At 67.0% G+C, this 23018-nt stretch carries 18 protein-coding genes; 7 read left to right on the forward strand and 11 right to left on the reverse strand.

The genetic code is table 11. From position 1 onward, the window contains the following. Positions 1–31 precede the first annotated feature (31 nt). Positions 32–700 (forward strand): J domain-containing protein, encoded by a 669-nt coding sequence (locus ACIQ1T_RS08100; RefSeq protein WP_395944021.1) that lies wholly within the window; start codon positions 32–34, stop codon positions 698–700. 3 nt (positions 701–703) lie between these two features. Here ACIQ1T_RS08100 and ACIQ1T_RS08105 read toward each other — a convergent pair whose 3' ends face one another. Beyond that, entirely contained in the window at positions 704–1381 is a 678-nt protein-coding gene (locus ACIQ1T_RS08105) for an SDR family oxidoreductase (RefSeq protein ID WP_395944022.1), read from the reverse strand. Between the two features lie 52 nt (positions 1382–1433). Continuing rightward, on the reverse strand, positions 1434–2612 hold the full coding sequence (locus ACIQ1T_RS08110; protein WP_395944023.1) for an N-acetylmuramoyl-L-alanine amidase: 1179 nt from the start codon (positions 2610–2612) through the stop codon (positions 1434–1436). Positions 2613–3125: 513 nt separating this feature from the next. Here ACIQ1T_RS08110 and ACIQ1T_RS08115 point away from each other — a divergent pair. Genes ACIQ1T_RS08115 through ACIQ1T_RS08125 form a run of 3 tightly spaced genes read left to right on the forward strand, consistent with a single transcriptional unit; the run spans position 3126 to position 8149 of the window. Beyond that, positions 3126–5870, forward strand: coding sequence for an Rne/Rng family ribonuclease (locus ACIQ1T_RS08115; RefSeq protein ID WP_395944024.1), 2745 nt, complete (start codon positions 3126–3128; stop codon positions 5868–5870). A 58-nt stretch (positions 5871–5928) separates the two neighbouring features. Further along, positions 5929–7329, forward strand: coding sequence for a M48 family metalloprotease (locus ACIQ1T_RS08120; RefSeq protein WP_395944025.1), 1401 nt, complete (start codon positions 5929–5931; stop codon positions 7327–7329). 34 nt (positions 7330–7363) lie between these two features. Beyond that, positions 7364–8149, forward strand: coding sequence for a DsbA family protein (locus ACIQ1T_RS08125; protein WP_395944026.1), 786 nt, complete (start codon positions 7364–7366; stop codon positions 8147–8149). 156 nt (positions 8150–8305) lie between these two features. Here the strand turns inward: ACIQ1T_RS08125 and ACIQ1T_RS08130 are convergent, their stop codons facing one another. The 7 genes from ACIQ1T_RS08130 to ACIQ1T_RS08160 all read right to left on the reverse strand — a co-directional run bounded on the left by ACIQ1T_RS08130 (position 8306) and on the right by ACIQ1T_RS08160 (position 16136). After that, complete coding sequence (locus tag ACIQ1T_RS08130; protein ID WP_395944027.1) at positions 8306–9073, reverse strand: SDR family NAD(P)-dependent oxidoreductase; 768 nt, start codon at positions 9071–9073, stop codon at positions 8306–8308. Positions 9074–9129: 56 nt separating this feature from the next. Next, positions 9130–10851, reverse strand: a complete 1722-nt coding sequence (locus ACIQ1T_RS08135; protein ID WP_395944028.1) for a hypothetical protein — start codon at positions 10849–10851, stop codon at positions 9130–9132. 115 nt (positions 10852–10966) lie between these two features. After that, positions 10967–12157: an elongation factor Tu gene (tuf, locus tag ACIQ1T_RS08140; RefSeq protein ID WP_376864046.1), complete on the reverse strand. Its 1191-nt coding sequence runs from the start codon at positions 12155–12157 to the stop codon at positions 10967–10969. 110 nt (positions 12158–12267) lie between these two features. Continuing rightward, positions 12268–14346 carry an elongation factor G gene (gene fusA / locus ACIQ1T_RS08145; RefSeq protein ID WP_395944029.1) on the reverse strand — a complete coding sequence of 693 codons (2079 nt, stop codon included), beginning with the start codon at positions 14344–14346 and terminating at the stop codon, positions 12268–12270. A gap of 166 nt (positions 14347–14512) precedes the next feature. Continuing rightward, positions 14513–14986 (reverse strand): 30S ribosomal protein S7, encoded by a 474-nt coding sequence (gene rpsG, locus ACIQ1T_RS08150; RefSeq protein ID WP_267513794.1) that lies wholly within the window; start codon positions 14984–14986, stop codon positions 14513–14515. Between the two features lie 81 nt (positions 14987–15067). Further along, positions 15068–15289: a hypothetical protein gene (locus ACIQ1T_RS08155; protein ID WP_395944030.1), complete on the reverse strand. Its 222-nt coding sequence runs from the start codon at positions 15287–15289 to the stop codon at positions 15068–15070. A 259-nt stretch (positions 15290–15548) separates the two neighbouring features. Next, on the reverse strand, positions 15549–16136 hold the full coding sequence (locus ACIQ1T_RS08160) for a hypothetical protein (protein ID WP_395944031.1): 588 nt from the start codon (positions 16134–16136) through the stop codon (positions 15549–15551). A gap of 116 nt (positions 16137–16252) precedes the next feature. Here ACIQ1T_RS08160 and ACIQ1T_RS08165 point away from each other — a divergent pair, with 116 nt between their 5' ends. From ACIQ1T_RS08165 to ACIQ1T_RS08175, 3 genes are read left to right on the forward strand one after another with little or no spacing between them, the layout of a single operon-like run. Next, a complete protein-coding gene (locus ACIQ1T_RS08165) occupies positions 16253–16879 on the forward strand; it encodes a hypothetical protein (RefSeq protein WP_395944032.1) in 627 nt (208 codons plus the stop codon). Then, positions 16879–17580 carry a hypothetical protein gene (locus ACIQ1T_RS08170; protein ID WP_395944033.1) on the forward strand — a complete coding sequence of 234 codons (702 nt, stop codon included), beginning with the start codon at positions 16879–16881 and terminating at the stop codon, positions 17578–17580. The genes ACIQ1T_RS08165 and ACIQ1T_RS08170 overlap by 1 nt, the downstream gene beginning before the upstream one ends. Next, positions 17577–18395 carry a hypothetical protein gene (locus ACIQ1T_RS08175; protein WP_395944034.1) on the forward strand — a complete coding sequence of 273 codons (819 nt, stop codon included), beginning with the start codon at positions 17577–17579 and terminating at the stop codon, positions 18393–18395. The genes ACIQ1T_RS08170 and ACIQ1T_RS08175 overlap by 4 nt, the downstream gene beginning before the upstream one ends. A gap of 3 nt (positions 18396–18398) precedes the next feature. Here ACIQ1T_RS08175 and ACIQ1T_RS08180 read toward each other — a convergent pair whose 3' ends face one another. Together ACIQ1T_RS08180 and rpoC are read right to left on the reverse strand one after the other, a co-directional pair. Then, positions 18399–18587 carry a hypothetical protein gene (locus ACIQ1T_RS08180; RefSeq protein ID WP_395944035.1) on the reverse strand — a complete coding sequence of 63 codons (189 nt, stop codon included), beginning with the start codon at positions 18585–18587 and terminating at the stop codon, positions 18399–18401. A gap of 145 nt (positions 18588–18732) precedes the next feature. Beyond that, complete coding sequence (gene rpoC, locus ACIQ1T_RS08185; protein WP_395944036.1) at positions 18733–22929, reverse strand: DNA-directed RNA polymerase subunit beta'; 4197 nt, start codon at positions 22927–22929, stop codon at positions 18733–18735. Positions 22930–23018 lie beyond the last annotated feature (89 nt).

The following is a 23018-nucleotide window of genomic DNA, read 5'->3' on the forward strand; positions in this document are numbered from 1 at the left end:
AGAGGTCCAATTCCGGACTACACTTCGGGTGATGTCCGCTTCCTTTCAATACAAACCGCGCTTCACCGACATTCGGGTGAAACCGCCGAAGGCCGAGGAGGAAGCCGCCAAGGCCGACGTCCTCCACCTGAAGCCGGGCGAAAAGCCGTGCCAATGGCCCGACTGCCGCAAGGCCGCGACCGCCAAGGCGCCCAAGTCGCGCGAGCGGCTGAACGACTTCTATGAATTCTGTCAGGGCCACGCCGGCGAATACAACAAGGGCTGGAACTTCTACGCCGGGATGAGCGAGGGCGAGGTCCGCGCCGTCCAGGAGAACGAGGCCATGACCGGAGGCCGCCCGACCTGGGAGATGCAGGCCGGAAAGTTCACGCGTGAAGCCGCCGCCTTCTCGGCCAAGATGGGCACGGCCAACAACACCGGCGCGGGGTCCTGGCGCGACAGCTTCGGCCTGTTCGGCCGTCGCGGCGACCAGGCGCCCCAGTCCCCGACCGAGGATCGCCGGATCGGCAAGCTGGAACGCGCGGCCCTGGCCGACCTGGATCTGGACCCCGGCGCCGACAAGGCCCTGATCAAGGCCCGCTATCACGATCTGCTGAAACGCTTCCATCCGGACACCAACGGCGGCGACCGGGGCGCCGAGGCCAAGCTGCAGCGGGTCATCAAGGCGTTCAAGACCCTGAAGAAGGCTGGTCTGGCCTGAAGCCTAGTCGGCGTAGATCATCTTCTTGGTCATGCCGCCGTCCACGGTCAGCACCTGCCCGGTGACGAAACCGGCCTCGGCCAGATAGAGCACGGCCCGGGCGATGTCCTCGACCCGGCCGACGCGTCCGACCGGATGCTGTTCGTGATCGACAGCCCGCAGGTCGTCGTCGCCCGAGATCCAGCCCGGCGCTATGGCGTTGACCCGCAACCCAGGTCCCTGGCTGATCGCCAGGGCGTGGGTCAGGGCGACGATGGCGCCCTTCGACGCCGCATAGGCTTCGGTCTCCGGCTCGGACATAAAGGCGCGGGTCGAGGCCATATTGACGATGCTCCCGCCCTCGCGCAGCAGAGGGATGGCGGCGCGGCTCATCAGGAAGGCGCCGGTCAGGTGGCTGTCCACCGTGCGCCGCCAGTCCGCCAGCGATAGCTCGGCCAGCGGCCCGTTCACCGGATTGGCGACGCCGCCGTTGTTGACCAGCAGGTCCAGATCCGACCAGCCCAGTTCGTCAAACGCCCGCGTCACCGAGGTCTCGTCGCCGATGTCGCACAGGATTTGACGCGCCTCGCCCATGGTCGCCTTCAGGTCGAAGGACGCGACCTCCCAGCCCGCTTCGATCAGACTCTTGCAGACGCCGGACCCGATCAGGCCGGCTCCACCCGTGACTATGGCTTTCTTCATGGCTTTCCGAACAGGCGAGACGGCGCTTGGTTGCGTCCGCTTTCGGGGCGGATCAGGGCCGACCGGCGGCGCCTTCATTCGAGGCTGTCATCAGCGGGGCCGAAGGCTCGCGGAAATAGCGGTCGATGCCGTCGGCGACCGACTTCATCAGGCGGCGGCGGGCGCGTTCGTCGGTCAGCATCCGCTCGTCCTCGGGATTGGTGATGAAGCCCATCTCCAGCAGGACAGCCGGCACGTCGGGCGCCAGCAGCACGGCCAGACCGGCGTCGCGATGGCTGCGGCGCAGCAGCGGATGCTCTGAACCCTCCAGATGGGTCAGCAGGACCCGGGCGAACTGGGCCGACCGATTCTGGGTGGCCCGCTGTGTCATGTCCAGCAGGATCCGGTCCACCGACGGGTCGCGGCCCGGCAGGTGAAGTTCGCGGTGCCAGTTGTCGCCGCGCGTGAATTCGCGCACCGCCCGACCCGCGCCCTGTTCCGACAGGGTATAGACGCTGGCCCCGCGCAGGGCCGGATCGGCGCCCGCGTCGGCGTGCAGGGAGATGAACAGGTCGGCGTCGGCCTGGCGCGCGATGGAGACGCGACGATACAGGTCCACATAGGTGTCGTCGGACCGGGTCAGGCGCACGCGATAGCGGCCGGTGCGCTCGAGCTCGGCCTTCAGGGCCAGGGCCGCAGCCAGGGTGACCTGTTTTTCGCGCGCCGAGGCGCCGCTGGCGCCGGGGTCGTTGCCGCCGTGGCCGGCGTCGATGACGACCAGGGGCTTTTCGGCACGTCGCGGTTCGGGCGCGGCGCGCACGGCCGGGCCGGCGCGAGAGGCCGCGACGGCGCCGCCGACCGCCTTCAGGTCGATGACATAGCGATAGTGGGTCACTCCGTCGCCGGGCGGCAGCAGGAAACGACGTTCGATCTCGCTGCCGCGCGCCAGCTCCAGCCGCACGCGAGACGCGCCGCCGGCGGCCTCGACCCGATAGGAGCGGACCAGGCCCGAACCGCCGCCGTCCAGGCCGCGTCCCGGCGCAACGCCGTTCAGGGCCAGGGTGACCCGCCCGTCCGCGCCGGCGTCGATGACCCGCCCTTGCGTCGACTTGTCCAGGTCGATGACCACGCGGGTCCGGTCGCCGTCGGCGCCGAAACGCACGGCCAGCACGTCGCCCTGGGCGCCCCAGGCGAAACCGCGCGTGGCGAACAGCCCGACCACGCATATGACGGCGAAGGCCAGGGCGGTCATCGCCCATTCCCTCGCGCCCCAGCGCCCCAGACCTGTCAAAATACGATCGCCCATCGCGAGGTCGAACCCGATACCCACTCAACTGACCGCCATGATGCCAGACGCTCGTATTCAGGGGGTTAAGGCCGAACACCTTTTAATTCGCGTGCGGCGTGACTATGCTGTGAACCGCTCGCGAACCGATCGCGCCTTTTCGCCCGTGCGAAACCCGGCGCGCCCTCCTCGCGGCGCTGACTTTCACCAATCCGAGAACCGCCCCGGCGTCCCAGCCGGTGGTTCGAAGAGCGGACCAGGGACGCGGCCTTCCGTTTCGGATTGGCGCGCCCGGTTCAGGACCGACGACTTCCATGGGCCTTTCCGCCTGCGCACCCCAACGGCTTGTTCAAGCCAGCTTCGCCGTTCTCGGCGAGGGGATGTCGCGCGCCCCGGCCCTTCCCCCCGTTAGGCGAGCCGCCATGACCCTGCCCGGTGTTCCGGGACGGTCGGCCTGCGCGCGCCAGAGAGAGACTTTCCATGTCAAAGACCATGCTGATCGACGCGGCCCACCCGGAAGAAACCCGGGTCGCGATCGTCGACGGACGCCAGATTGAGGAATTCGACTTCGAATCCCGCGCGAAGCGCCAGCTTCGCGGCAATATCTACCTCGCCAAGGTCACCCGCGTAGAGCCCAGCCTCCAGGCTGCGTTCATCGAATACGGCGGCAATCGCCACGGCTTCCTGGCCTTCAACGAAATTCACCCGGACTACTACCAGATCCCGGTCGCCGACCGCGAAGCCATCATGGCAGAGGCGCACGACGACGAGGACGAGGACGACCTGGGTCGTGAATCCGATGACGACGCCGATCCCGAATCCGCCCTGGCGGACGAGGAGCGCCTGAAGCGCCGCCTGATGCGTCGCTACAAGATCCAGGACGTCATCAAGCGCCGTCAGATCCTGCTGGTCCAGGTCGTCAAGGACGAACGCGGCGCCAAGGGCGCGGCCCTGACCACCTGGCTGTCGCTGGCCGGCCGCTACTGCGTGCTGATGCCCAACACGGGCAAGGGCGGCGGCATCAGCCGCAAGATCACCAACACCTCCGACCGCCGCCGCCTGAAGAGCGCCGTCGCGGCCCTGGAAGTGCCCAAGGGCATGGGCCTGATCATCCGCACGGCCGGCGCCAAGCGCACCAAGGCCGAGATCAAGCGCGACTACCAGTATCTGCTGCGCCTGTGGGAGACGATCCGCGAGACCACCCTCGCCTCACACGCTCCCTCGGTGATCTACGAGGAAGAAAACCTGGTCCGCCGCGCCGTGCGCGACATGTTCGACAAGGACTTCGACGGCATCCAGGTCGAGGGCGTCGAGGGCTTCAAGGAAGCGCGCGACTTCATGCGCGTTCTGATGCCGGCCCAGGCCAAGAAGGTTCACCTGTATCGCGGTTCGCGCCCCCTGTTCGCCGCCAACGGCATCGAGGAGCTGCTGACGCAGATCCACCAGCCGGTCGTGCCGCTGAGGTCGGGCGGTTATCTGGTCATCAACCAGACCGAGGCCCTGGTGGCCATCGACGTCAACTCGGGTCGCGCCACCAAGGAACGCAACGTCGAACAGACGGCGTTCAAGACCAATATGGAAGCGGCGGAGGAAGCCGCCCGCCAGCTTCGCCTGCGCGACCTCGCCGGCCTGGTCGTCATCGACTTCATCGACATGGACGAGGGCAAGAACAACCGCGCCGTCGAGCGCGTGCTGAAGGAGGCCCTGTCCTCCGACCGCGCCCGCATCCAGATGGGCCGTATCTCGCCGTTCGGCCTGATGGAGATCAGCCGCCAGCGTCGCCGCCTGGGCGTAATCGAGGGCGCCACCGAGGCCTGCCCCCACTGCCAGGGCACCGGCCGCATCCGTTCCGCCGAATCCGCCGCCCTGATGACCCTGCGCGCGGTCGACATCGAGGCCGGCAAGAACGGCGCCGGCGTCGTGGTGCTGAAGGTCTGCACCGCCGTCGGCCTGTACATCCTGAACCACAAGCGCGCCTACCTGCAGGCGCTGCTGGAGCGTCGCGGCCTGAACGTCATCGTTCAGATCGACGACAGCCTGGGTCAGGGCGAGCATAATATCGAGCGCACCGAGACCAACGAGGACTTCGTCGCGCCCGAGATCGAGATGCCCAATCTCGACGACGACTTCGACGCCTCCCTGTTCGAGGATGAGGACGAGGACGACGACGAGGAAATCGTCGCCGACGACGAGGACGACGAGGACGAGGACTCGCTGGAACGCGAGGACAGCGACGACGACCAGCCGCGCGAACGTTCGGAACGCCACGACGGCGGCCGTGATCGTGGTCGTGGCCGCAACCGTCGCCGTCGCGGCGGCCGTCGCGACGAAGAGACGACCGAGACCGTCGAAGCGACCGAGGGCGCCGATACCCTGAACGCCGACGACGCCTCGGACGACGAAGACGACGAGAACGGCCGCCGCCGCCGTCGTGGTCGCCGTGGCGGTCGCCGTGTCCGCGAGGACGGCGAGCGCGACGTCTATACCTGGGTCCGTGGCCGCACCCCGTCGCTGGATGACCCCTATGTCTGGTTCGACCCGCTGAACCCGGGCCGTCCCGAGCCGCGTAACGAACGTCCGGAACGCGCCGACCGCCCCGCCGCAGCAACAGCCGAGATCGAGGGCCTGGACGCCGTCGCCGGCGAAGGCGCCGGCGAGGAAGGCGGGCGTTCGCGCCGTCGCCGTCGTCGTGGCCGGGGTCGCGGCAATGACGCGGCTCAGGAGATCAAGGTCGAGAACCGCGCCACCAACGAAGGCATGCCGCCCGACGGCTCGCCCGAGACGCCGATGGCCGTGATCGTCGAACCGGCCGCCGAAGCGGTCGAGGCCGATGCGCCCGTCGCCGTGACTGCAGAGCCGCAGCGCCGTCGCGTCCGCCGCAAGAGCGCCAAGGCCGACGCCGTCGCCGAAACCGCAGAGGTCGAGGCCGAGGCTCACGTCGAGCCGCACCCCGACACGGCCATCGAGCCGAACGAGGCTCCGGTTGACGGCGCTCCGGTCGAGCTGGACGTCACGCCCGAGGAAGCCCTGACCGCAGAGCCGGTCGAGGTCGCTCCGGTCGAAAAGCCCACGCCGCCGGTCCCCGCCACGCCCCAGCCCGCCGTCCTGGCCGAACCCTTCGTCGCCCCGACGCCGGAAATCGACGTGGCGGCCATCATCGCCGAGGATCCGAACCAGATCTCGACCCCGCCCGAAAAGCCCAAGCGTGGGTGGTGGCGCCGCTGATCGGTCACGATTAGACTGTCAGGATGCAGACGGGGCTCGTTCGCTACTGGAGTACGCCATGAGGTGGCTTCCTCGTTCTGCATCCCGACTTCTGGCAGCGGCCACGGCGGGACTGATGGTTTTGGCCGCCGCAGGCCAGGCGTCGGCCCAGAGCCTGATCCGGGACACCGAGATCGAGGGCATCATCCGCGGCTGGGCCGATCCGGTGTTCGTCTCGATGGGGCTGAACCCGGACGACGTCGAGGTGCTGCTGGTCAATGACAACGAGTTGAACGCCTTCGCCACGCGCGGGCGGATCATGGGCGTCAACACCGGTCTGATCCTACGCACCAAGAACCCCAACGAGCTGCTGGGGGTGATGGCGCACGAGGCGGGCCACATCAAGAACCGCCACACCCTGCGCGACGGGGCCCAGAACGCGGCCAAACAGCCCATGTTCATGACCATGGCCCTGGGCGCCCTGGCCCTGGCCGCCGGCGCGCCTGACGCCGGCATGGTCCTGCTGGGCTCCAGCCAGTATTTCGGCACCATCGGCGCCCTTCAGTATATGCAGGGCCAGGAGGGCGAGGCCGACCTGACCGGCGCCCGCGCCCTGGAAGGCGCCGGTGAGTCCGGGGCCGGCCTGGTCTCGTTCTTCGAGAATTTCCGCGCCCAGGAGGTCTTCTCCGACGCCCGCCGCTATCCCTATTTCCGCAGCCACCCCTTGTCGTCCCAGCGGATCGAGTCGATGCGCCGCTTCGTCCAGGACCAGCCGCACTACGACCATCGCGACAGCCCGGAGCGTATGGCCCAGCACGCCCTGGTCCTGGCCAAGATTCACGCCTTCATGGATCAACCGAACGCCACCCTGCGCGCCTATCCCTCGACTGATACGTCCCTGCCCGGCCGCTACGCCCGCGCCATCGCCTGGTATCGCGACGGTCAGACGGACAAGGCCCTGGCCGCCGTCGACGAACTGATCGCGGGCGACCCGACCAATCCCTATTTCGCAGAGCTGAAAGGCCAGATCTTCTTTGAGGAAGGCCGCCCGGCAGAGGCCGTCGTCGCCCACCGCGAGGCGGTGCGGCTGAACCCGAACGCCCCCCTGCTGCGCGTCAACCTGGGCCACGCCCTGATCGGCGTCGGCGGCGCGGATAATCTGAACGAGGCCGTCGACCAGTTGAAGCACGCCACCGTGGCCGAGCGCGACAACACCATGGCCTGGCGCCTTCTGGGCCAGGCCTACGCCGCCCAGGGCAAGGAGGGCGAGGCCCGCCTGGCCACCGCCGAATATTATTTCGCCGGCGGCGACGAGAAACAGGCGACCCAGTTCGCCCTGCGCGCCCGCTCCATGCTGGACCCCAGCTCGATGGAATGGCGACGCGCCGTGGACATCGTCCTGGCCTCGGGCGCCACGCCCGACGACCTGCTGGATCTGGACCGCCGCGACGCCGCGCGCCGGCCCACCAGCCTGAACTGATCCCCCTCCCCCGCCTGCCCGACTGCGAGACCGAATGACCGACGAAACCTCCACGCCCGAAGCCGCGCCCGAACAGCCCAAGAAGCCCGGCGGCTTCACCGGCGCCGTCGCCGGCTATGTCGCCCTGGGCGTTTCTGTCGTGGCCCTGGGCCTGGCCGCCGCGCCCTATTTCGGCGGCGGATCGGGCGGAGACGTCCGCGCCTATCTGCTGCAACATCCCGAGGTGCTGCAGGAGGCCAGCCAGGCCCTGCAGGCCAAGGAAGGCCAGGCCCGTGTCGACGACACCAACGCCGCCGCCGCCGCCAACCCGGGCCTGCTGGCGGTGGACGCCCGCGACCCCGCCTTCGGCCCGGCCGACGCCAAGGTGACGGTGATCGAATTCTTCGACTTCCGCTGCCCCGGCTGCAAGGCCGTGGCCCCCCAATATCGCGCCCTGATGGCCGCCCACCCGGAAGTCCGTTTCGTCTTCAAGGACTGGCCCATCCTGGACCGGGGCGAGGACGTCACCTCGCAATACGCCGCCCGCGCCGCCCTGGCCGCCCACCAGCAGGGCAAGTATCTGGAAGTCTACGACGCCCTGATGACCGAACGCGCCCTCAGCGTCGAAGCCATCGACCGGATTCTGGGCGAGCACGGCGTCGATGTGGCCCGCGCCAAGGCGGCCCTGGTCTCGCCGGAGACCACCCGCCACATCGCCGACATCCACACCTCGGCGGCGGCGCTGAAGCTGCAGGGCACCCCGACCTTCTTCGTCAACGGCAAGGCCGCCTCCAGCATCGACCCCGCCGAGATCGGCCGGATGATCGAAGCCGCGAAGTAAAAACCCTCTCCCGTCGGGAGAGGGCTTGAGCGCCCGAGAGCGCAGCGATCGGTCTTCGCGCGAAAGGGTGAGGGTTTGATGGTGCGGACTGGCCCACCGTCAGAACCCTCATCCGGCCCTTCGGGCCACCTTCTCCCACAGGGAGAAGGGCTTCCCTTACGCCGAGGTCGCGCCCATGCCGCCGTCGATGCGGTAGTAGGCGCCCGTGATGAAGGCCGCCTTGTCCGAGGCGAGGAACAGCATCAGGTCGGCGATCTCGTCCGCCGTGGCGTAGCGGTTCAGGGGCACCGCCGCCTGGAACTTGGCGCGCGCCTCGGCCTCGTGGCCCGGCGCCGTATTCTTCTCGATGTCGTGGATCATGGCCGTGTCGACGCCCGACGGCGCCACGGCGTTGACGCGGATGCCATAGGGCGCGGCTTCCAGCGCCACCGACTTGTTGATGCCGATCAGGGCGTGCTTCGAGGCCACATAGGCGCTCATCCCCGGCGATCCCAGCCAGCCGCCGTTCGAGGCCGTATTGACGATGGCGCCCGACTTCTGGGCGATCATCACCTTCATCACGTGCTTCAGCCCCAGGAAGGCGCCGATGACATTGACGCCGAAGACCTTGGTGTAGTTCTCGACCGTCTGATCGACGATCGGCGCGGTCTGGCCGTTGATGCCGGCGTTGTTGATGAAGACGTCGATCCGGCCGAACCGTTCGACCGCCTGATCGACATAGGATTTCACCTCGGCCTCTTCGGCCACATTGGCCGCGACCAGCAGGGGCTCTCCGCCGACGCCCTCGGCCGCCTTGGTCAGGGCCTCCAGCGACAGGTCGACGAGCACCAGTTTCGCGCCCTCGGCGGCGAATTTCCTGGCCGCAGCTATGCCGATGCCGCCGGCGGCGCCGGTGATGAGAACGACTTGATCCTGGAACTGCATGGTCTCTACTCCGTAACGGGGGAAGTTACGGACCTATGTGCTCCGGTCGCCCCTCGCTAGGCTTCGGCCAGGGACATTTCGCCCCCGATCCATTCGACTCCGGCGTGGCGCAGGGCGTTATTCGCCGCCGCCTCGTCGCCCAGCGCCTGCTCGGTCCGGTACAGGACGTAGTAGCTGTAGGGATCGTTGGGCCAGTCCTTCAGCAGTTCGCCGATCTTGGCCTTGGCCCCTGCCGCATCGCCGGACGCCAGCAGGGCCGCCGCCAGGCTGCGCCGCGTCGGATACCAGATCATCGGCGGATCCCCGCCCTCCGGATTCATCGCCTGGATCTCGGCGGCCCGGCCATAGGCGGCGATCGCGGCCGGATAGTCGTGGGCGATCATGGCCGCCCGACCTTCCAGCACCTTCTGGAACAGTTCGGCGAACCCCTTCTGCCGGTCCGCCATCGCCCCCTTGAAACTGTCGGCGGCCAGAAGCTCGGCGATGGCCTGGGCCTCGGTCCGGACGGCCCGCGCATCACCGCGACGCGCCGCCGCCTCGCCTCGCGCATAGCGCCAGCCCACGCGCATCAACGGCCGCCCCGCATCCGGCTCCGATAGGGCCGCAACCTGGGCCGCCGTTCCGAACCGGCCGTACAGGGCATAGGCGTCCGCCGCCATGACCTGCCGATAGACGGTATAGCCGTCCTCCCCCGCCTCGGGCGCGCCCAGCAGCTGCGGATAGGTGGCCATATACCAGTCGGCCAGCTCCAGCCCCTTCTCGGCCCCACCGGCCATCAGGGCGCCTCCCATCCCGAAATGGATGTTGTGGGCGTGCAGCCGCATCCCCTTCACCCCGCCGGGCGGGCTGGCCAGCCGGTCGTAATTCCTGTCGAGCGCCACCGCCTCGACATTGGACATCATCGCCTCCCGATACCGCCCGACGCGATAGAAGGTGTGCGACGGCATATGCACCAGATGGCTGGCGCCCGGCGCCAATTTGGCCAGCCGCTCGCCATAGGCCAGGGCCCGGTGCGGATCGTCCGACCATTCGGTCAGGTGGATATAGAGGTGGATGGCCCCCGGATCGTCCGGCTTGACCGTCAGGGCGTGTTCCAGGATTCCCATGGCGCGGGTCACCGCCGGATCGGCGGCCTTGCCGTCCTTGTCCCACCACTCGCCCTCGGGCTGCAGCATCCAGGCGTCGGCGGCGATACTGGCCACCGAGACGTCGTCCGGATGGCGTTTGGCGATCCGGTCCATCGACCGGGCGAAACGGATGGCCCGCGTCTCCTCCTTGCCGGAATAGCGCTGGATCAGGGCGTCGATCATCTGTCGCTGCATCGGCGTGGCGTCGCGCGCCAGCCGCCGCGCCTCGCGCGCGACCCTCAGGCCAGTGGCGATCGAGGCGTCGTCGCCCCCTCCCCCGTTCAGGTTCGGCCCTATGGCCCAGGCCTCGCCCCAGGCGCACATGCCGCACTGGGGATCCAGTTGCCGCGCCTTGCGGAAGGCCCGCACCGATTCCGAATGTTCGAAGGCCCAGCGCAGCCGCACCCCGTGATCGAACCAGGCCTGGGCTTCAGGGTTCGCCGTATCGACCGGGAAGCCGTCGCTGCCGAAGCCGGGGACCATGACCATGTCCGCCGTCGGCTGCACGTCCCCGACCGCATCCACCCGCCCACAGACCTGCGGATTAAGGATCAGAGCCAGGGTCGCCGCCGTGGTCGTGGCGTCGGCCACCGCCGCCGGCGCGATCAGACAGGCGACGGACGCCGTCGCAGCGAGCATGGTCTTGCGCATCTGAACCCCCAACCCTGCTTCCATTGTGCCGGGTTCGGCGTCACGCGCCAAATGCAAAACGGCCCCCGGATCGCTCCGGGGGCCGCTCTGTTACGCTACTCGATCAGAAATTCGATTACTCGATGATCTTGGCGACGACGCCGGCGCCGACGGTGCGGCCGCCTTCACGGATGGCGAAGCGCAGGCCCTGGTCCATGGCGATCGGCGTGATCAGTTCGACGCTCAGCTCGGCGTTGTCGCCGGGCATGATCATCTCGACGCCTTCCTTCAGGTGGACGATGCCTGTCACGTCCGTCGTGCGGAAGTAGAACTGCGGACGATAGTTGGTGAAGAACGGGGTGTGACGACCGCCCTCTTCCTTCGTCAGGATGTAGGCTTCGGCCTGGAACTTGGTGTGCGGGGTGATCGAACCCGGCTTGCACAGAACCTGACCGCGCTCGACGTCTTCACGCTTGGTGCCGCGCAGCAGAACGCCGACGTTGTCGCCAGCCTGACCCTGGTCCAGCAGCTTGCGGAACATTTCGACGCCCGTGCAGGTCGTCTTCTGGACCGGACGGATGCCGACGATTTCGACTTCTTCACCGACCTTGACGATACCCTTTTCGACGCGGCCCGTGACCACGGTGCCGCGGCCCGAGATCGAGAAGACGTCTTCGACCGGCATCAGGAAGGGCAGGTCGACCGGACGTTCCGGCTGCGGGATGTAGGCGTCGACGGTTTCCATCAGGGCCAGAACGCGCTGTTCGCCGATTTCCGGGTTCACGCCGTCGGTCGCGGCCTTGGCCGAACCCTTGGTGATCGGAATATCGTCGCCCGGGAACTGGTACGAGCTCAGCAGCTCGCGCACTTCCATCTCGACCAGTTCCAGCAGTTCTTCGTCGTCGACCAGGTCGACCTTGTTCATGAAGACCACCAGGGCCGGCACGCCGACCTGACGGGCCAGCAGGATGTGCTCGCGCGTCTGCGGCATCGGGCCGTCGGCGGCCGAAACCACCAGGATCGCGCCGTCCATCTGCGCCGCGCCGGTGATCATGTTCTTCACATAGTCGGCGTGGCCAGGGCAGTCGACGTGCGCATAGTGACGGTTGGCCGTCTCATATTCCACGTGCGCCGTGTTGATCGTGATGCCGCGGGCCTTTTCTTCCGGCGCAGCGTCGATGTCGGCGTAGTTCATCGCCTTCGCGCCGCCGGCCTTCGCCAGCGTCATCGTGATCGCAGCCGTCAGCGTCGTCTTGCCGTGGTCAACGTGACCAATCGTGCCGATGTTGCAGTGCGGCTTCGTGCGTTCGAACTTTTCCTTGGCCATTCTCTAGCTCCTAAGGTCCCCGAACCGGGGGTTCCTGCAGTTTGGGGGTTAAGGCGCCCGGCTGGTGACCGGCCGGGCGCTTGTAGGTCCGCTTTTCCGAAAGGAAAAGCTTAGGCGTACTTCTTGATCACTTCGTCGGCGACGTGCTGCGGCACCGGCTCGTAGTGGTCGTATTGCATCGTGAACTGGGCGCGGCCCTGCGACATGCCGCGAAGCGTGTTCACATAGCCGAACATGTTGGCCAGCGGCACGAAGGCGTTCACGACGGTGGCGTTGCCGCGCATGTCCTGACCCTGGATCATGCCGCGACGGCCGTTCAGGTCGCCGATGACCGAGCCGAGGTATTCCTCGGGGGTCACGACCTCGACCGCCATGATCGGCTCGAGCAGCTTGGGCGAACCCTTTTCCTTCAGCTCACGGAAGGCGGCGCGGGCCGCGATTTCGAACGCCAGCACGCTGGAGTCGACGTCGTGGTACTTGCCGTCCGTCAGGGTGGCCTTGAAGTCGATCAGCGGGAAGCCCGCCAGCAGACCCTGGTCCTTGATGCCGTTCAGGCCCTTTTCGACGCCCGGGATGTATTCCTTGGGCACCGCGCCGCCGACGATCGAGTTTTCGAACACGAAGCCCGAGCCCGGCTCGCCGGGTTCGAAGGTCAGCATGACGCGGGCGAACTGGCCCGTACCGCCGGTCTGCTTCTTGTGCGTGTAGTCGATGTCGACCTTGCGGCCCAGGGACTCACGATAGGCGACCTGCGGCGCGCCGATGGTAGCCTCGACCTTGTAGGTGCGCTTCAGGATGTCGATCTTGATGTCCAGGTGAAGCTCGCCCATGCCCTTCAGGATGGTCTGGCCCGACTCGTGGTCGGTCGAGACAGTGAAGGACGGGTCTTCCGAAGCCAGCTTGGCCAGGGCGACGCCCAGCTTCTCCTGGTCGGCCTTGGTCTTGGGCTCGACCGAGATCTCGATGACCGGCGCCGGGAATTCCATCTTCTCGAGGATGACGGGCGACTTCAGCGGATCGCACAGGGTGTCCCCGGTGCGGGTTTCCTTCAGGCCGGCCAGGGCGACGATGTCGCCGGCGAAGGCTTCCTTGACGTCCTCACGGTTGTTCGAGTGCATCTGCAGCATCCGGCCGACGCGCTCTTTCTTGTCGCGGCTGGAGTTCAGCAGGCTCATGCCCGTTTCCATCTTGCCCGAGTACAGGCGGCAGAAGGTCAGCGAGCCGACGAAGGGGTCGTCCATGATCTTGAAGGCCAGGACCGACAGGGGCTCTTCGTCCGACGCCTTGCGGACGACGGGCTCTTCCGTCTTGAAGTCGATGCCCGGGGTCGGCGGGATGTCCAGCGGCGACGGCAGATAGTCGACGACGGCGTCCAGCAGCGTCTGCACGCCCTTGTTCTTGAAGGCCGAGCCGCACAGGATCGGATAGAAGGCGCCGGTCAGCACGGCCTTGCGGATGCACTTCTTCAGCACTTCCACCGAGGGCTCGGTGCCTTCCAGATAGGCTTCCATCGCCTCGTCGTCGAGTTCGACGGCGTTGTCGATCAGGTACTGACGGGCTTCGACGGCCTTGTCCATCAGATCAGCCGGGATTTCACCGACGGTGAAGTTGGCGCCCAGGGCGTCATTGTCCCAGACGACCGAACGCATTTCGACGATGTCGACCAGGCCGGTCAGCGAGGACTCGGCGCCGATCGGGAACTGGATCGGCACGGCCTTGGCGCCCAGGCGATCGCGGATCGACTGAACCGAGGCGTCGAAGTCGGCGCCGATCTTGTCCATCTTGTTGACGAAGACGATACGCGGCACCGAATATTTGTCGGCCTGGCGCCAGACGGTTTCGGTCTGCGGCTCGACGCCGGCGTTGCCGTCCAGCACCGTTACGGCGCCGTCGAGCACGCGGAGCGAACGCTCGACTTCAATGGTGAAGTCGACGTGCCCGGGGGTGTCGATGATGTTGAGGCGCTTTTCTTTCCAGAAAGCGGTCGTCGCGGCCGACGTGATGGTGATGCCGCGCTCCTGCTCCTGGTCCATCCAGTCCATGGTCGCGGCGCCGTCGTGGACTTCGCCGATCTTGTGGTTCTTGCCGGTGTAATACAGGATCCGCTCGGTCGTCGTCGTCTTGCCCGCGTCGATGTGGGCCATGATGCCGAAGTTGCGGTAGTCCTCGAGCTTGTGCGTACGAGCCATGAAAACGTGCCTTAGAAGTAGGTCAAGGACGCGGGTGGCGCCCTCGGGGATGATCGTCGATGCGGCGGATAAGACAGCGCGGGCGATTTAGCTCAAACCGCCCGCGCCGGATAGTCTTAGATAGGAACCGTCCCTTAGCTTCGAAAGGGAGACGGTTTTAAGACGCTTACCAGCGATAGTGGCTGAAGGCGCGGTTCGCCTCGGCCATCTTGTGGGTGTCTTCGCGCTTCTTGACCGCGGTGCCGCGGTTGTTCGAGGCGTCCAGCAGCTCGGCCGCCAGCTTTTCCGTCATGGTGTTCTCACCACGCTTGCGCGCGGCGTTGACCAGCCAGCGGATGGCCAAGGCGCGACGACGGTCCGGGCGGACTTCGACCGGCACCTGGTAGGTGGCGCCGCCGACGCGACGCGAACGGACTTCGACCGACGGGGCGACGTTGTCCAGAGCGGTATGGAAGGTCTCGACCGCAGTCTGCTCCTTCTTCTTGTCGGCCAGGATGTCGAAGGCGCCGTAGACGATGTTTTCGGCGACGGCCTTCTTACCTTCGTACATGACGTAGTTCATGAACTTGGTGACGATCAGATCGCCGAACTTGGGATCCGGCAGAACTTCACGTTTCTGGGCGCGGTGACGACGCGACATGGGGTATTCCTCTTGGGGCCCGACAGACGTCGGGTAGGTCTCGGAAAGGCCTCCGGGCGCGACGGCCCGGACGCGAATGGCTTACTTCGGACGCTTGGCGCCGTAGTGCGAACGGCGCTGCTTGCGGTCCTTGACGCCTTGCGTGTCGAGCACGCCGCGCAGGATGTGGTAGCGAACGCCCGGAAGGTCCTTCACGCGGGTGCAGACGCCGCGACGCTGGGGCGAACCCTCCAGAGCCGGCACCTTGTTGCGGGTGGGCTTGGGCTTGCGCGGCTTGCGGATCAGCTGGTTGATCGTAGGCATTGAGACAGGTCTCGACTTCTATGGGGGGCGTGTGTCTTTCGACCGAAGCGCCCCACGCCTTCTTTTGTGAACGAGGGACCATTCCCTCGCCCGGGTGTCATCGAGGCCGATGCCGTAACGACAAACAGAAAAACCGGAACGCGCGCTACGGGCGTTCCGGCGGCGCACAGGCCGTCCGTTCAATTGTCACGATCTCGGCGACCGGCGAACCGGTCACGCCTCGAAAGTTCGGCGCGTATAGGCGGGATGGGGCGATTGGTCAAGAAGGCGGCGGTTCGACCGCGCATTCAGGCCGTGTCTGCGCCTCCATATAGGTTCGTTCGAAGCAGCGGGACAGCCATTGCAGGTTCGCGCCGTTGTAACGGTCGCCGTCGTTCGGCGAGGCCCGAAGCCTCGCAAGCCGTGATTCCAGCAGATCCCTGTCCTTGACCAGGAAGCCGTACAGCCCTTCGACATAGGCGTTCCAGTCCAACGGAATCTCGTCTCCGGTGCGCTGATCCGACCGTCTCGCCCCCGCCAGCGCCTGGGCGGCGGCGGCCTCGTCTCCGGCGAAGGCCAGGTAACGCGCCATGTGCAGATGAGAAATGGCCGATTCCCGCACGGCCAGCAGCGGACCGCGCGTCAGATATTCCCGACTGGCCTCGGCCGCCCGCCGATAACAGCCGAGATCGGCATACCGCATGGGACTGCCCGGCGCGTCGGTTGAAAATTCGAAATCCTCCCAGTCGCGGCCGGCGTTGGCCTGGATCGGAACGGCCGGACAATGCACCGGGTCCGTCGTGGCCGCCGGCCGTTCCCCCATCGCATTCACCTGCATAAGCAGGGCCGCAACCAGCGCCGTCAGCATCTCCGCCTCCCTTGAGAAGCGGTCATCACACAGCCCTGACGCGAACAAGTCAAACCCGCGCCTGAATCCAGCCACGCTTGGGATGGAGCTTCACCATCGAACGGTCGGGGATGGGCATGGCTGCGACGACGGGCAGGATGGGCTGGACGGGTGCGACGGCCGCCGCCGTGGGCGTCAACACTCCGATCCTGGCCCTGCTGTCGCTGGAAGATCGGCGCGTGCAGATGGAACGCCTGTCCGCCGCCCGGTCGCCCCTCTACCTCGAGATGGAACCCACGCCGCGCCTGGCCAGCCCCCGATTTTCCGCTCCGGCCATTGGAGGCGTAGCGCGCGAGGACGCCCCTCCCCCATTTGACTCGCCCCGACGACCGCCCCTCGCCCCGATCGATGAGGACAGGTCCGGAGCAGCCCCCCCGACCGCCCCGATCCTGGGCCTCTCATCCGAATGGCTCGCTCGCCGGGATGCCCTGATCGCGCACGGAACGCCGTCTGACGTGCGGGCCGGCCGCCGTGGCCCGCCCAACTGCGCCTGGCCAGAGACCCTGGCGACGACCGAGCGCCGACGATGCCTGGACTTCGCCCAGGCCAGGGTCGACCCGCGCGAGGCGCCGCCTCAGCGTTCCGGCGACGAGGACCGGAACAGCGTCTTCGCCCAGGAGGCCGCAGCCAAACAGCGGTGGCGTGATTATCGGGCAGGCGCCGCGGAGTATCCCGGCCTGCTGTCCCTGATGGGCAAGACCTGATGGCGGACGTCCACACGCGCCCTGGGTCCAAGAAAAGGCGCGACGGCTGGCGAAACAGCAGCCTGATCCTGGCGTCTGCGGTCTTCAACTTCGGCTTGGTCGCCCTGCTGGTCCTCGCCGATACGGATCGTCGTCCGCTGCGGCGCGTCGGCGACGAACTCCTCTATCTGGAGATCGAGCCCCGTCCGCGAACGCCGGCGGATCGCCTCGCCACGGCCGCGCCGCTTTCGTCGCCCAGGGTCCGAACCGCTGCGGCGACGGGCCCGGCCGAAACGGGCCGAGCCGATCGTTCGGGACCGGACTCGCCGATGATCACCACCACTCCAGACGGCAGCGCCATCGACGACCGCTGGCGGGTCGCCGGAAGCGCGCCCCGCGCCGCCCTGCCCGCCCAGTCCTGCGACATGCCACACCGGCTATCGCTCGACGACCGACGGCGGTGCGACGGCCGTTGGGACGCCCTGGGCCAGGACGCCCGCGTCATCTCCGGCACGGGAAATGCGGACCGTGACGCGACCTTCGCGCGCCACGGCGCTCGCCGCCTGGCGGCCTGGGAAAACCAACGTGCTGCGCCAGCCCGCACCGCCACCCCATGCGTCGAATTGGGCCCCGTGGTCGAATGCGGCGGCGTGAATATCCAGGTCGAGCTATTCTCCACTCGGGACGGCATCCTGCCCAATCTTCGAAAGCGTCGTGAATGAGCCTGTCCGCCCCGCCGCATGACGGACACTCGCCCTGGTCCCCAGGCCAGCGGTCCAACTGGCGAAAAGCCGGGCTGGCGACGGCGGCGGTGGCGATCAATGTCGCCTTCATCGCCGCCCTGTCGGTGTCGACCCTCGAGATCGCGGACCGCGACATCGTCATCCAGCCGCCCCTTATCTATCTCGACATCGAGCCCCGGCCGCTGCTGCGCGACGAGCAGCCGCGTCCGCCGACCCTGGCCGCACAGGCAAGCCCCGCCGCCACCGCCTCCTCGGCGGTCGAGCCCAGAACAACCCCCAGCGTACGAACGGAAACGACGGCGCGCCCCTCCCCTGTCCAGCCCCGCGTCGCCGCGCCCGCCCCCCGGGGCGTCCAGGCGCCCGACAGTCCCTGGCGGGTCGATCCGAACGACCGGCGCGCCGCCATGGCCCGCAGCCTTCGCCAAGGCCTGCCCGGCTGCGCCTCGCCGGAGTTGCTGAACGAGATGGAGCGCCGTAACTGCCGGGACGAGTTCGCGCGTCGCGGCGCCGGCGCGGCGCCGATCACAGGCACAGGCAACCCCGAACGGGACGCCGCCTTCGCGCGCGAGGGCGCGCGGCGGCTTGCGCAATGGGAGGCGCAGCGTCGCCCCCTGTCCGGCGGCGCCGGGGTGGTCGGACCGGCCGACTGTATCGGCTCGAACTTCGGCACGGGCTGCGCCGGGGCGCACCTTGATCCGTCCATGCGCCAGGAGGCGCCCAGCGTCATCCGGCAGGACAGCAACAAGCTCGACGGCCCGCGCCGTTTTCGAGGCCTGACGCCCCCGCCGCAATAGTCGCTACGACGACAACTGGTTCGGCAGCCGCACCGCCGTCATGGCCACATGACCGGCGTGGTCGCGACAGTAGGAGTCATGCATGGCTTCGCCCAGTTCCATGGCTGCGGCGCAGAGGCCGACGTAAGCCACGCCCACCCATAGCGCCAGGTTCACGCCCCACAGCGTTCTCTTGGTCCAGGATCCGTTCATCACTTCCCCCTCAGCCACACCACAAGCTGAGAAAGAATGACCCGCAACCCAGGCGCGGTCAATCCGCCCTGCCCTGACGCCAGGAAAAAGGGCGGCGCCGTCGCCGGCGCCGCCCCCTTCATTCAGTCGCTTCCGTAACCGGAGATCAGCCTTCGCTGCTCTCCAGCTCCAGTTGCAGATCGGCCGGCAGCGGCTCGATCGCATCTTCGCGGGCTTGCGTCAGTTCTGCATCGCGATCGTTGGCGATCTTTTGCAGGCTGCGCAGGTAGGCGCCCGTACCGGCCGGGATCAGACGGCCGACGATGACGTTTTCCTTCAGGCCTTCCAGCATGTCCTTCTTGCCGTGGACCGAGGCGTCGGTGAGGACGCGGGTGGTCTCCTGGAAGGACGCCGCCGAGATGAAGCTGCGGGTCTGCAGCGACGCCTTGGTGATGCCCAGCAGGACGGGCTGGGTGGTGGCCAGACGGCCGCCACGCTTCTCGACCTTGGCGTTTTCCAGAACGGCTTCGGCCACTTCGACGGTGTCGCCGCGGATCAGGGTGGTTTCACCCGAATCCAGCACTTCCACCTTCTGCAGCATCTGACGGACGATGACTTCGATGTGCTTGTCGTTGATCGGCACGCCCTGCAGTCGGTAAACCTCCTGCACTTCGTTCACCAGATACTCGGCCAGCGCCTCGACGCCCTGGATGCGCAGCAGATCGTGCGGATCCGGGTTGCCGTCGATGATGTAGTCGCCCTTCTGAATCAGATCGCCGTCGTGGACGGAGATATGCTTGCCCTTCGGGATCAGGAACTCGACCGGTTCGCCCTGCACGCCGTCGGCGTTGACTTCCGGCGTGATCTTGATGCGGCGCTTGTTCTTGTAGTCGCGACCGAATTCGACGCGACCATCCATCTCGGCGATGACCGCGCAGTCCTTCGGACGGCGAGCTTCGAACAGTTCGGCGACGCGCGGCAGACCGCCGGTGATGTCGCGGGTCTTGGCGCCTTCGGTCGGAACGCGGGCGATGATCTCGCCCGGCTTGACCTCGTCGCCGTTCGACACGGACAGAACCGCGCCCACGGGCAGCAGGTAACGGGCGTCGGAGCCTGAGGCCAGCTTGGCGTAGGCGTCGCCCAGGGTGACGCCCATGGCCGGACGCAGGTCGGAACCACGCGGGCTGGCGCGCCAGTCGCTGACGACGCGCTGGGCGATGCCCGTCGCTTCGTCGGTTTCTTCCTTGACCGACAGGCCTTCGACCAGGTCCTCGAAGCGCACGATGCCGCCGACTTCCGTCAGGATCGGGGTGGTGTAGGGGTCCCACTCCGCCAGACGCTGGCCGCGCTTCACTTCGCCGCCGTCCTTGACCCGGATGCGGGCGCCGTACGGGGCCTTGTGGGTTTCGCGGTCCTTGCCGTCGACGACCACGGTCACGGTGACGTTGCGGCTCATGGCCACCAGGTCGCCGTGGGCCGCGACGACGGTCGGGCCGGCGATGCGGGCGTTACCGGCGTTGGTCGCCTCCATGAAGGAGGTTTCCGCCACCTGGGCCGTACCGCCGATGTGGAAGGTCCGCATCGTCAGCTGGGTGCCCGGCTCGCCGATTGACTGGGCGGCGATGACGCCGACCGCTTCGCCGATGTTGACGTTGGTGCCGCGCGCCAGGTCACGGCCGTAGCAGTGGGCGCAGATGCCGGCTTCCGCCTCGCAGGTCAGGCCCGAGCGGACCTTGACCGACTGGACGCCGGCGGCGTCGACGGCCTCGACTACTTCTTCCACCAGATAGGTGTCGGCGGGGAACAGGACGTTATCGGTGCCCGGCTCCTTGATGTCCTCGGCCGCATAGCGACCCAGGATGCGCTGACCCAGCGAGACCAGGACGTCGCCGCCTTCCATGACCGCACGCAGCGTGATGCCGCGGGTCGAGCCACAGTCGATCTCGGTGACGATCGAGTCCTGCGCCACGTCCACCAGACGACGGGTCAGATAACCCGAGTTGGCGGTCTTCAGCGCGGTGTCGGCCAGGCCCTTACGGGCGCCGTGGGTGGAGTTGAAGTATTCAAGGACGGTCAGGCCTTCCTTGAAGTTCGAGGTGATCGGCGTCTCGATGATCTCGCCGGAAGGCTTGGCCATCAGGCCGCGCATGCCGCCCAGTTGCTTCATCTGCGCCTGCGAACCCCGGGCGCCGGAGTTGGCCATCATGAAGACCGAGTTGATGTCGGGGTTTTCGCCCTCGATCAGCACGCGCGGTTGCGCGATCTCGCCCATCATGGCGTCGGCGATCCGGTCCGTGGCCTTGGCCCAGGCGTCGACGACCTTGTTGTACTTCTCACCGCGCGTGATCAGGCCGTCTGCGTACTGTTGCTCGTACTCCTCGACCTGGGTGCGGGTTTCAGCGACCAGCTCGGCCTTCTTCGCCGGAATGACGATGTCGTCCTTGCCGAACGAAATGCCGGCCTTGGCGGCTTCGCGGAAGCCCAGGCCCATCATCTGGTCGGCGAAGATGACCGTCGCCTTCTGACCGCAGTGGCGATAGACCACGTCGATCAGGTTGCCGATTTCCTTCTTGGTCAGGTTCTTCTCGAGCAGGCGGTAGCCGACGTTCGGGTTGCGCGGCAGCAGGGCCGCCAGCTTCATCCGGCCCGGCGTGGTGTCGATGACCTTGGTCACCTCCTTGCCTTCGGCGTCCTGTTCCGTCCAGCGCGCCTTAATGCGGCTGTGCAGGGTGACGACCTTGGCGTCCAGCGCGGCGTCGATCTCGCCGATGTTGGCGAACAGCTTGCCTTCACCCGGCTCACCGTCCTTGACCAGCGACAGATAGTACAGGCCCAGGACGATGTCCTGCGACGGCACGATGATCGGCTTGCCGTTGGCGGGCGACAGGATGTTGTTGGTCGACATCATCAGGACGCGCGCTTCCAGCTGGGCCTCAAGGCTCAGCGGGACGTGAACGGCCATCTGGTCGCCGTCGAAGTCGGCGTTGAAGGCGGTGCAGACCAGCGGGTGCAGGCGGATGGCCTTGCCCTCGATCAGCTTCGGCTCAAACGCCTGGATGCCCAGACGGTGAAGCGTCGGCGCGCGGTTCAGCAGGACCGGGTGCTCGCGGATGACCTCGTCCAGGATGTCCCAGACGGCGGGCTGTTCGCGCTCGACCATACGCTTGGACTGCTTGACGGTGCCCGACAGGCCCTTGGCGTCCAGGCGCGCGTAGATGAAGGGCTTGAACAGCTCCAGCGCCATCTTCTTGGGCAGACCGCACTCGTGCAGCTTCAGTTCCGGCCCCACGGTGATGACCGAACGGCCCGAATAGTCGACGCGCTTGCCCAGCAGGTTCTGACGGAAGCGACCCTGCTTGCCCTTCAGCATGTCGGCCAGCGACTTCAGCGGACGCTTGTTCGCGCCGGTGATGACGCGGCCGCGACGGCCGTTATCGAACAGGGCGTCGACCGACTCCTGCAGCATCCGCTTTTCGTTGCGGATGATGATGTCCGGCGCGCGGAGCTCCATCAGGCGCTTCAAGCGGTTGTTGCGGTTGATCACGCGGCGATACAGGTCGTTCAGGTCGGAGGTCGCGAAACGACCGCCGTCCAGCGGCACCAGCGGACGCAGTTCCGGCGGGATGACCGGCACGATGGTCAGGATCATCCACTCGGGCTTGTTGCCCGATTCCAGGAAGGCCTCGATCAGCTTCAGGCGCTTGGACGCCTTCTTGGCCTTCATTTCCGACGGGCTGTCCGCCAGCTCGCCGCGGTGCTTTTCAGCCTCGGCGTGCAGGTCGATGCCCATCAGCAGGTTGCGAACGGCCTCGGCGCCGATCTCGGCGGTGAAGCCGTCGTCGCCGAACTCTTCCTGGTAGCGATAGAACTCGTCTTCTGTCAGCAGTTGGTTCTGCTTCAGCGGGGTCAGGCCCGGCTCGGTGACGATATAGTTCTCGAAATACAGGACGCGCTCGACGTCCTTCAGCGCCATGTCCAGCATCAACGAGATGCGCGACGGCAGCGACTTCAGGAACCAGATGTGGGCGACCGGGGCAGCCAGGTCGATGTGACCCATACGCTCGCGGCGAACGCGGGCCAGCGTGACTTCAACGCCGCACTTCTCGCAGATGATGCCCTTATACTTCATGCGCTTGTACTTGCCGCACAGGCATTCGTAGTCCTTGGTCGGGCCAAAGATACGGGCGCAGAACAGGCCGTCACGCTCGGGCTTGAACGTCCGGTAGTTGATGGTTTCCGGCTTCTTGATCTCGCCGAACGACCACGACCGGATCTTCTCCGGCGAGGCCAGGGCGATCTTGATCTGGTCGAAGGTCGGGGTGACCGGGACCGGGTTGAAGATGTTCAGGACTTCCTGGTTCATCTTGTTTTCCTTCTGCGGATTTCCCCGATTTGGGGGCCGCGAAAATTATTCAGAACGGAGAGAGGCGGAGGGACCGCCCTCCCCCGCCG

The organism is Brevundimonas sp. (assembly GCF_044336875.1).
Classification (GTDB): Bacteria; Pseudomonadota; Alphaproteobacteria; order Caulobacterales; family Caulobacteraceae; genus Brevundimonas.

Coding starts and splice junctions, on each gene's coding strand:
- ACIQ1T_RS08170 (WP_395944033.1), top strand. CDS start 16,879: ATGGCGGACGTCCACACGCGCCCTGGGTCCAAGAAAAGGCGCGACGGC.
- ACIQ1T_RS08100 (WP_395944021.1), top strand. CDS start 32: ATGTCCGCTTCCTTTCAATACAAACCGCGCTTCACCGACATTCGGGTG.
- ACIQ1T_RS08110 (WP_395944023.1), bottom strand. CDS start 2,612: ATGACCGCCCTGGCCTTCGCCGTCATATGCGTGGTCGGGCTGTTCGCC.
- ACIQ1T_RS08160 (WP_395944031.1), bottom strand. CDS start 16,136: ATGCTGACGGCGCTGGTTGCGGCCCTGCTTATGCAGGTGAATGCGATG.
- ACIQ1T_RS08130 (WP_395944027.1), bottom strand. CDS start 9,073: ATGCAGTTCCAGGATCAAGTCGTTCTCATCACCGGCGCCGCCGGCGGC.
- ACIQ1T_RS08120 (WP_395944025.1), top strand. CDS start 5,929: ATGAGGTGGCTTCCTCGTTCTGCATCCCGACTTCTGGCAGCGGCCACG.
- ACIQ1T_RS08175 (WP_395944034.1), top strand. CDS start 17,577: ATGAGCCTGTCCGCCCCGCCGCATGACGGACACTCGCCCTGGTCCCCA.
- tuf (WP_376864046.1), bottom strand. CDS start 12,157: ATGGCCAAGGAAAAGTTCGAACGCACGAAGCCGCACTGCAACATCGGC.
- ACIQ1T_RS08135 (WP_395944028.1), bottom strand. CDS start 10,851: ATGCGCAAGACCATGCTCGCTGCGACGGCGTCCGTCGCCTGTCTGATC.
- ACIQ1T_RS08125 (WP_395944026.1), top strand. CDS start 7,364: ATGACCGACGAAACCTCCACGCCCGAAGCCGCGCCCGAACAGCCCAAG.
- ACIQ1T_RS08180 (WP_395944035.1), bottom strand. CDS start 18,587: ATGAACGGATCCTGGACCAAGAGAACGCTGTGGGGCGTGAACCTGGCG.
- ACIQ1T_RS08155 (WP_395944030.1), bottom strand. CDS start 15,289: ATGCCTACGATCAACCAGCTGATCCGCAAGCCGCGCAAGCCCAAGCCC.
- rpoC (WP_395944036.1), bottom strand. CDS start 22,929: ATGAACCAGGAAGTCCTGAACATCTTCAACCCGGTCCCGGTCACCCCG.
- ACIQ1T_RS08165 (WP_395944032.1), top strand. CDS start 16,253: ATGGCTGCGACGACGGGCAGGATGGGCTGGACGGGTGCGACGGCCGCC.
- fusA (WP_395944029.1), bottom strand. CDS start 14,346: ATGGCTCGTACGCACAAGCTCGAGGACTACCGCAACTTCGGCATCATG.
- ACIQ1T_RS08105 (WP_395944022.1), bottom strand. CDS start 1,381: ATGAAGAAAGCCATAGTCACGGGTGGAGCCGGCCTGATCGGGTCCGGC.
- rpsG (WP_267513794.1), bottom strand. CDS start 14,986: ATGTCGCGTCGTCACCGCGCCCAGAAACGTGAAGTTCTGCCGGATCCC.
- ACIQ1T_RS08115 (WP_395944024.1), top strand. CDS start 3,126: ATGTCAAAGACCATGCTGATCGACGCGGCCCACCCGGAAGAAACCCGG.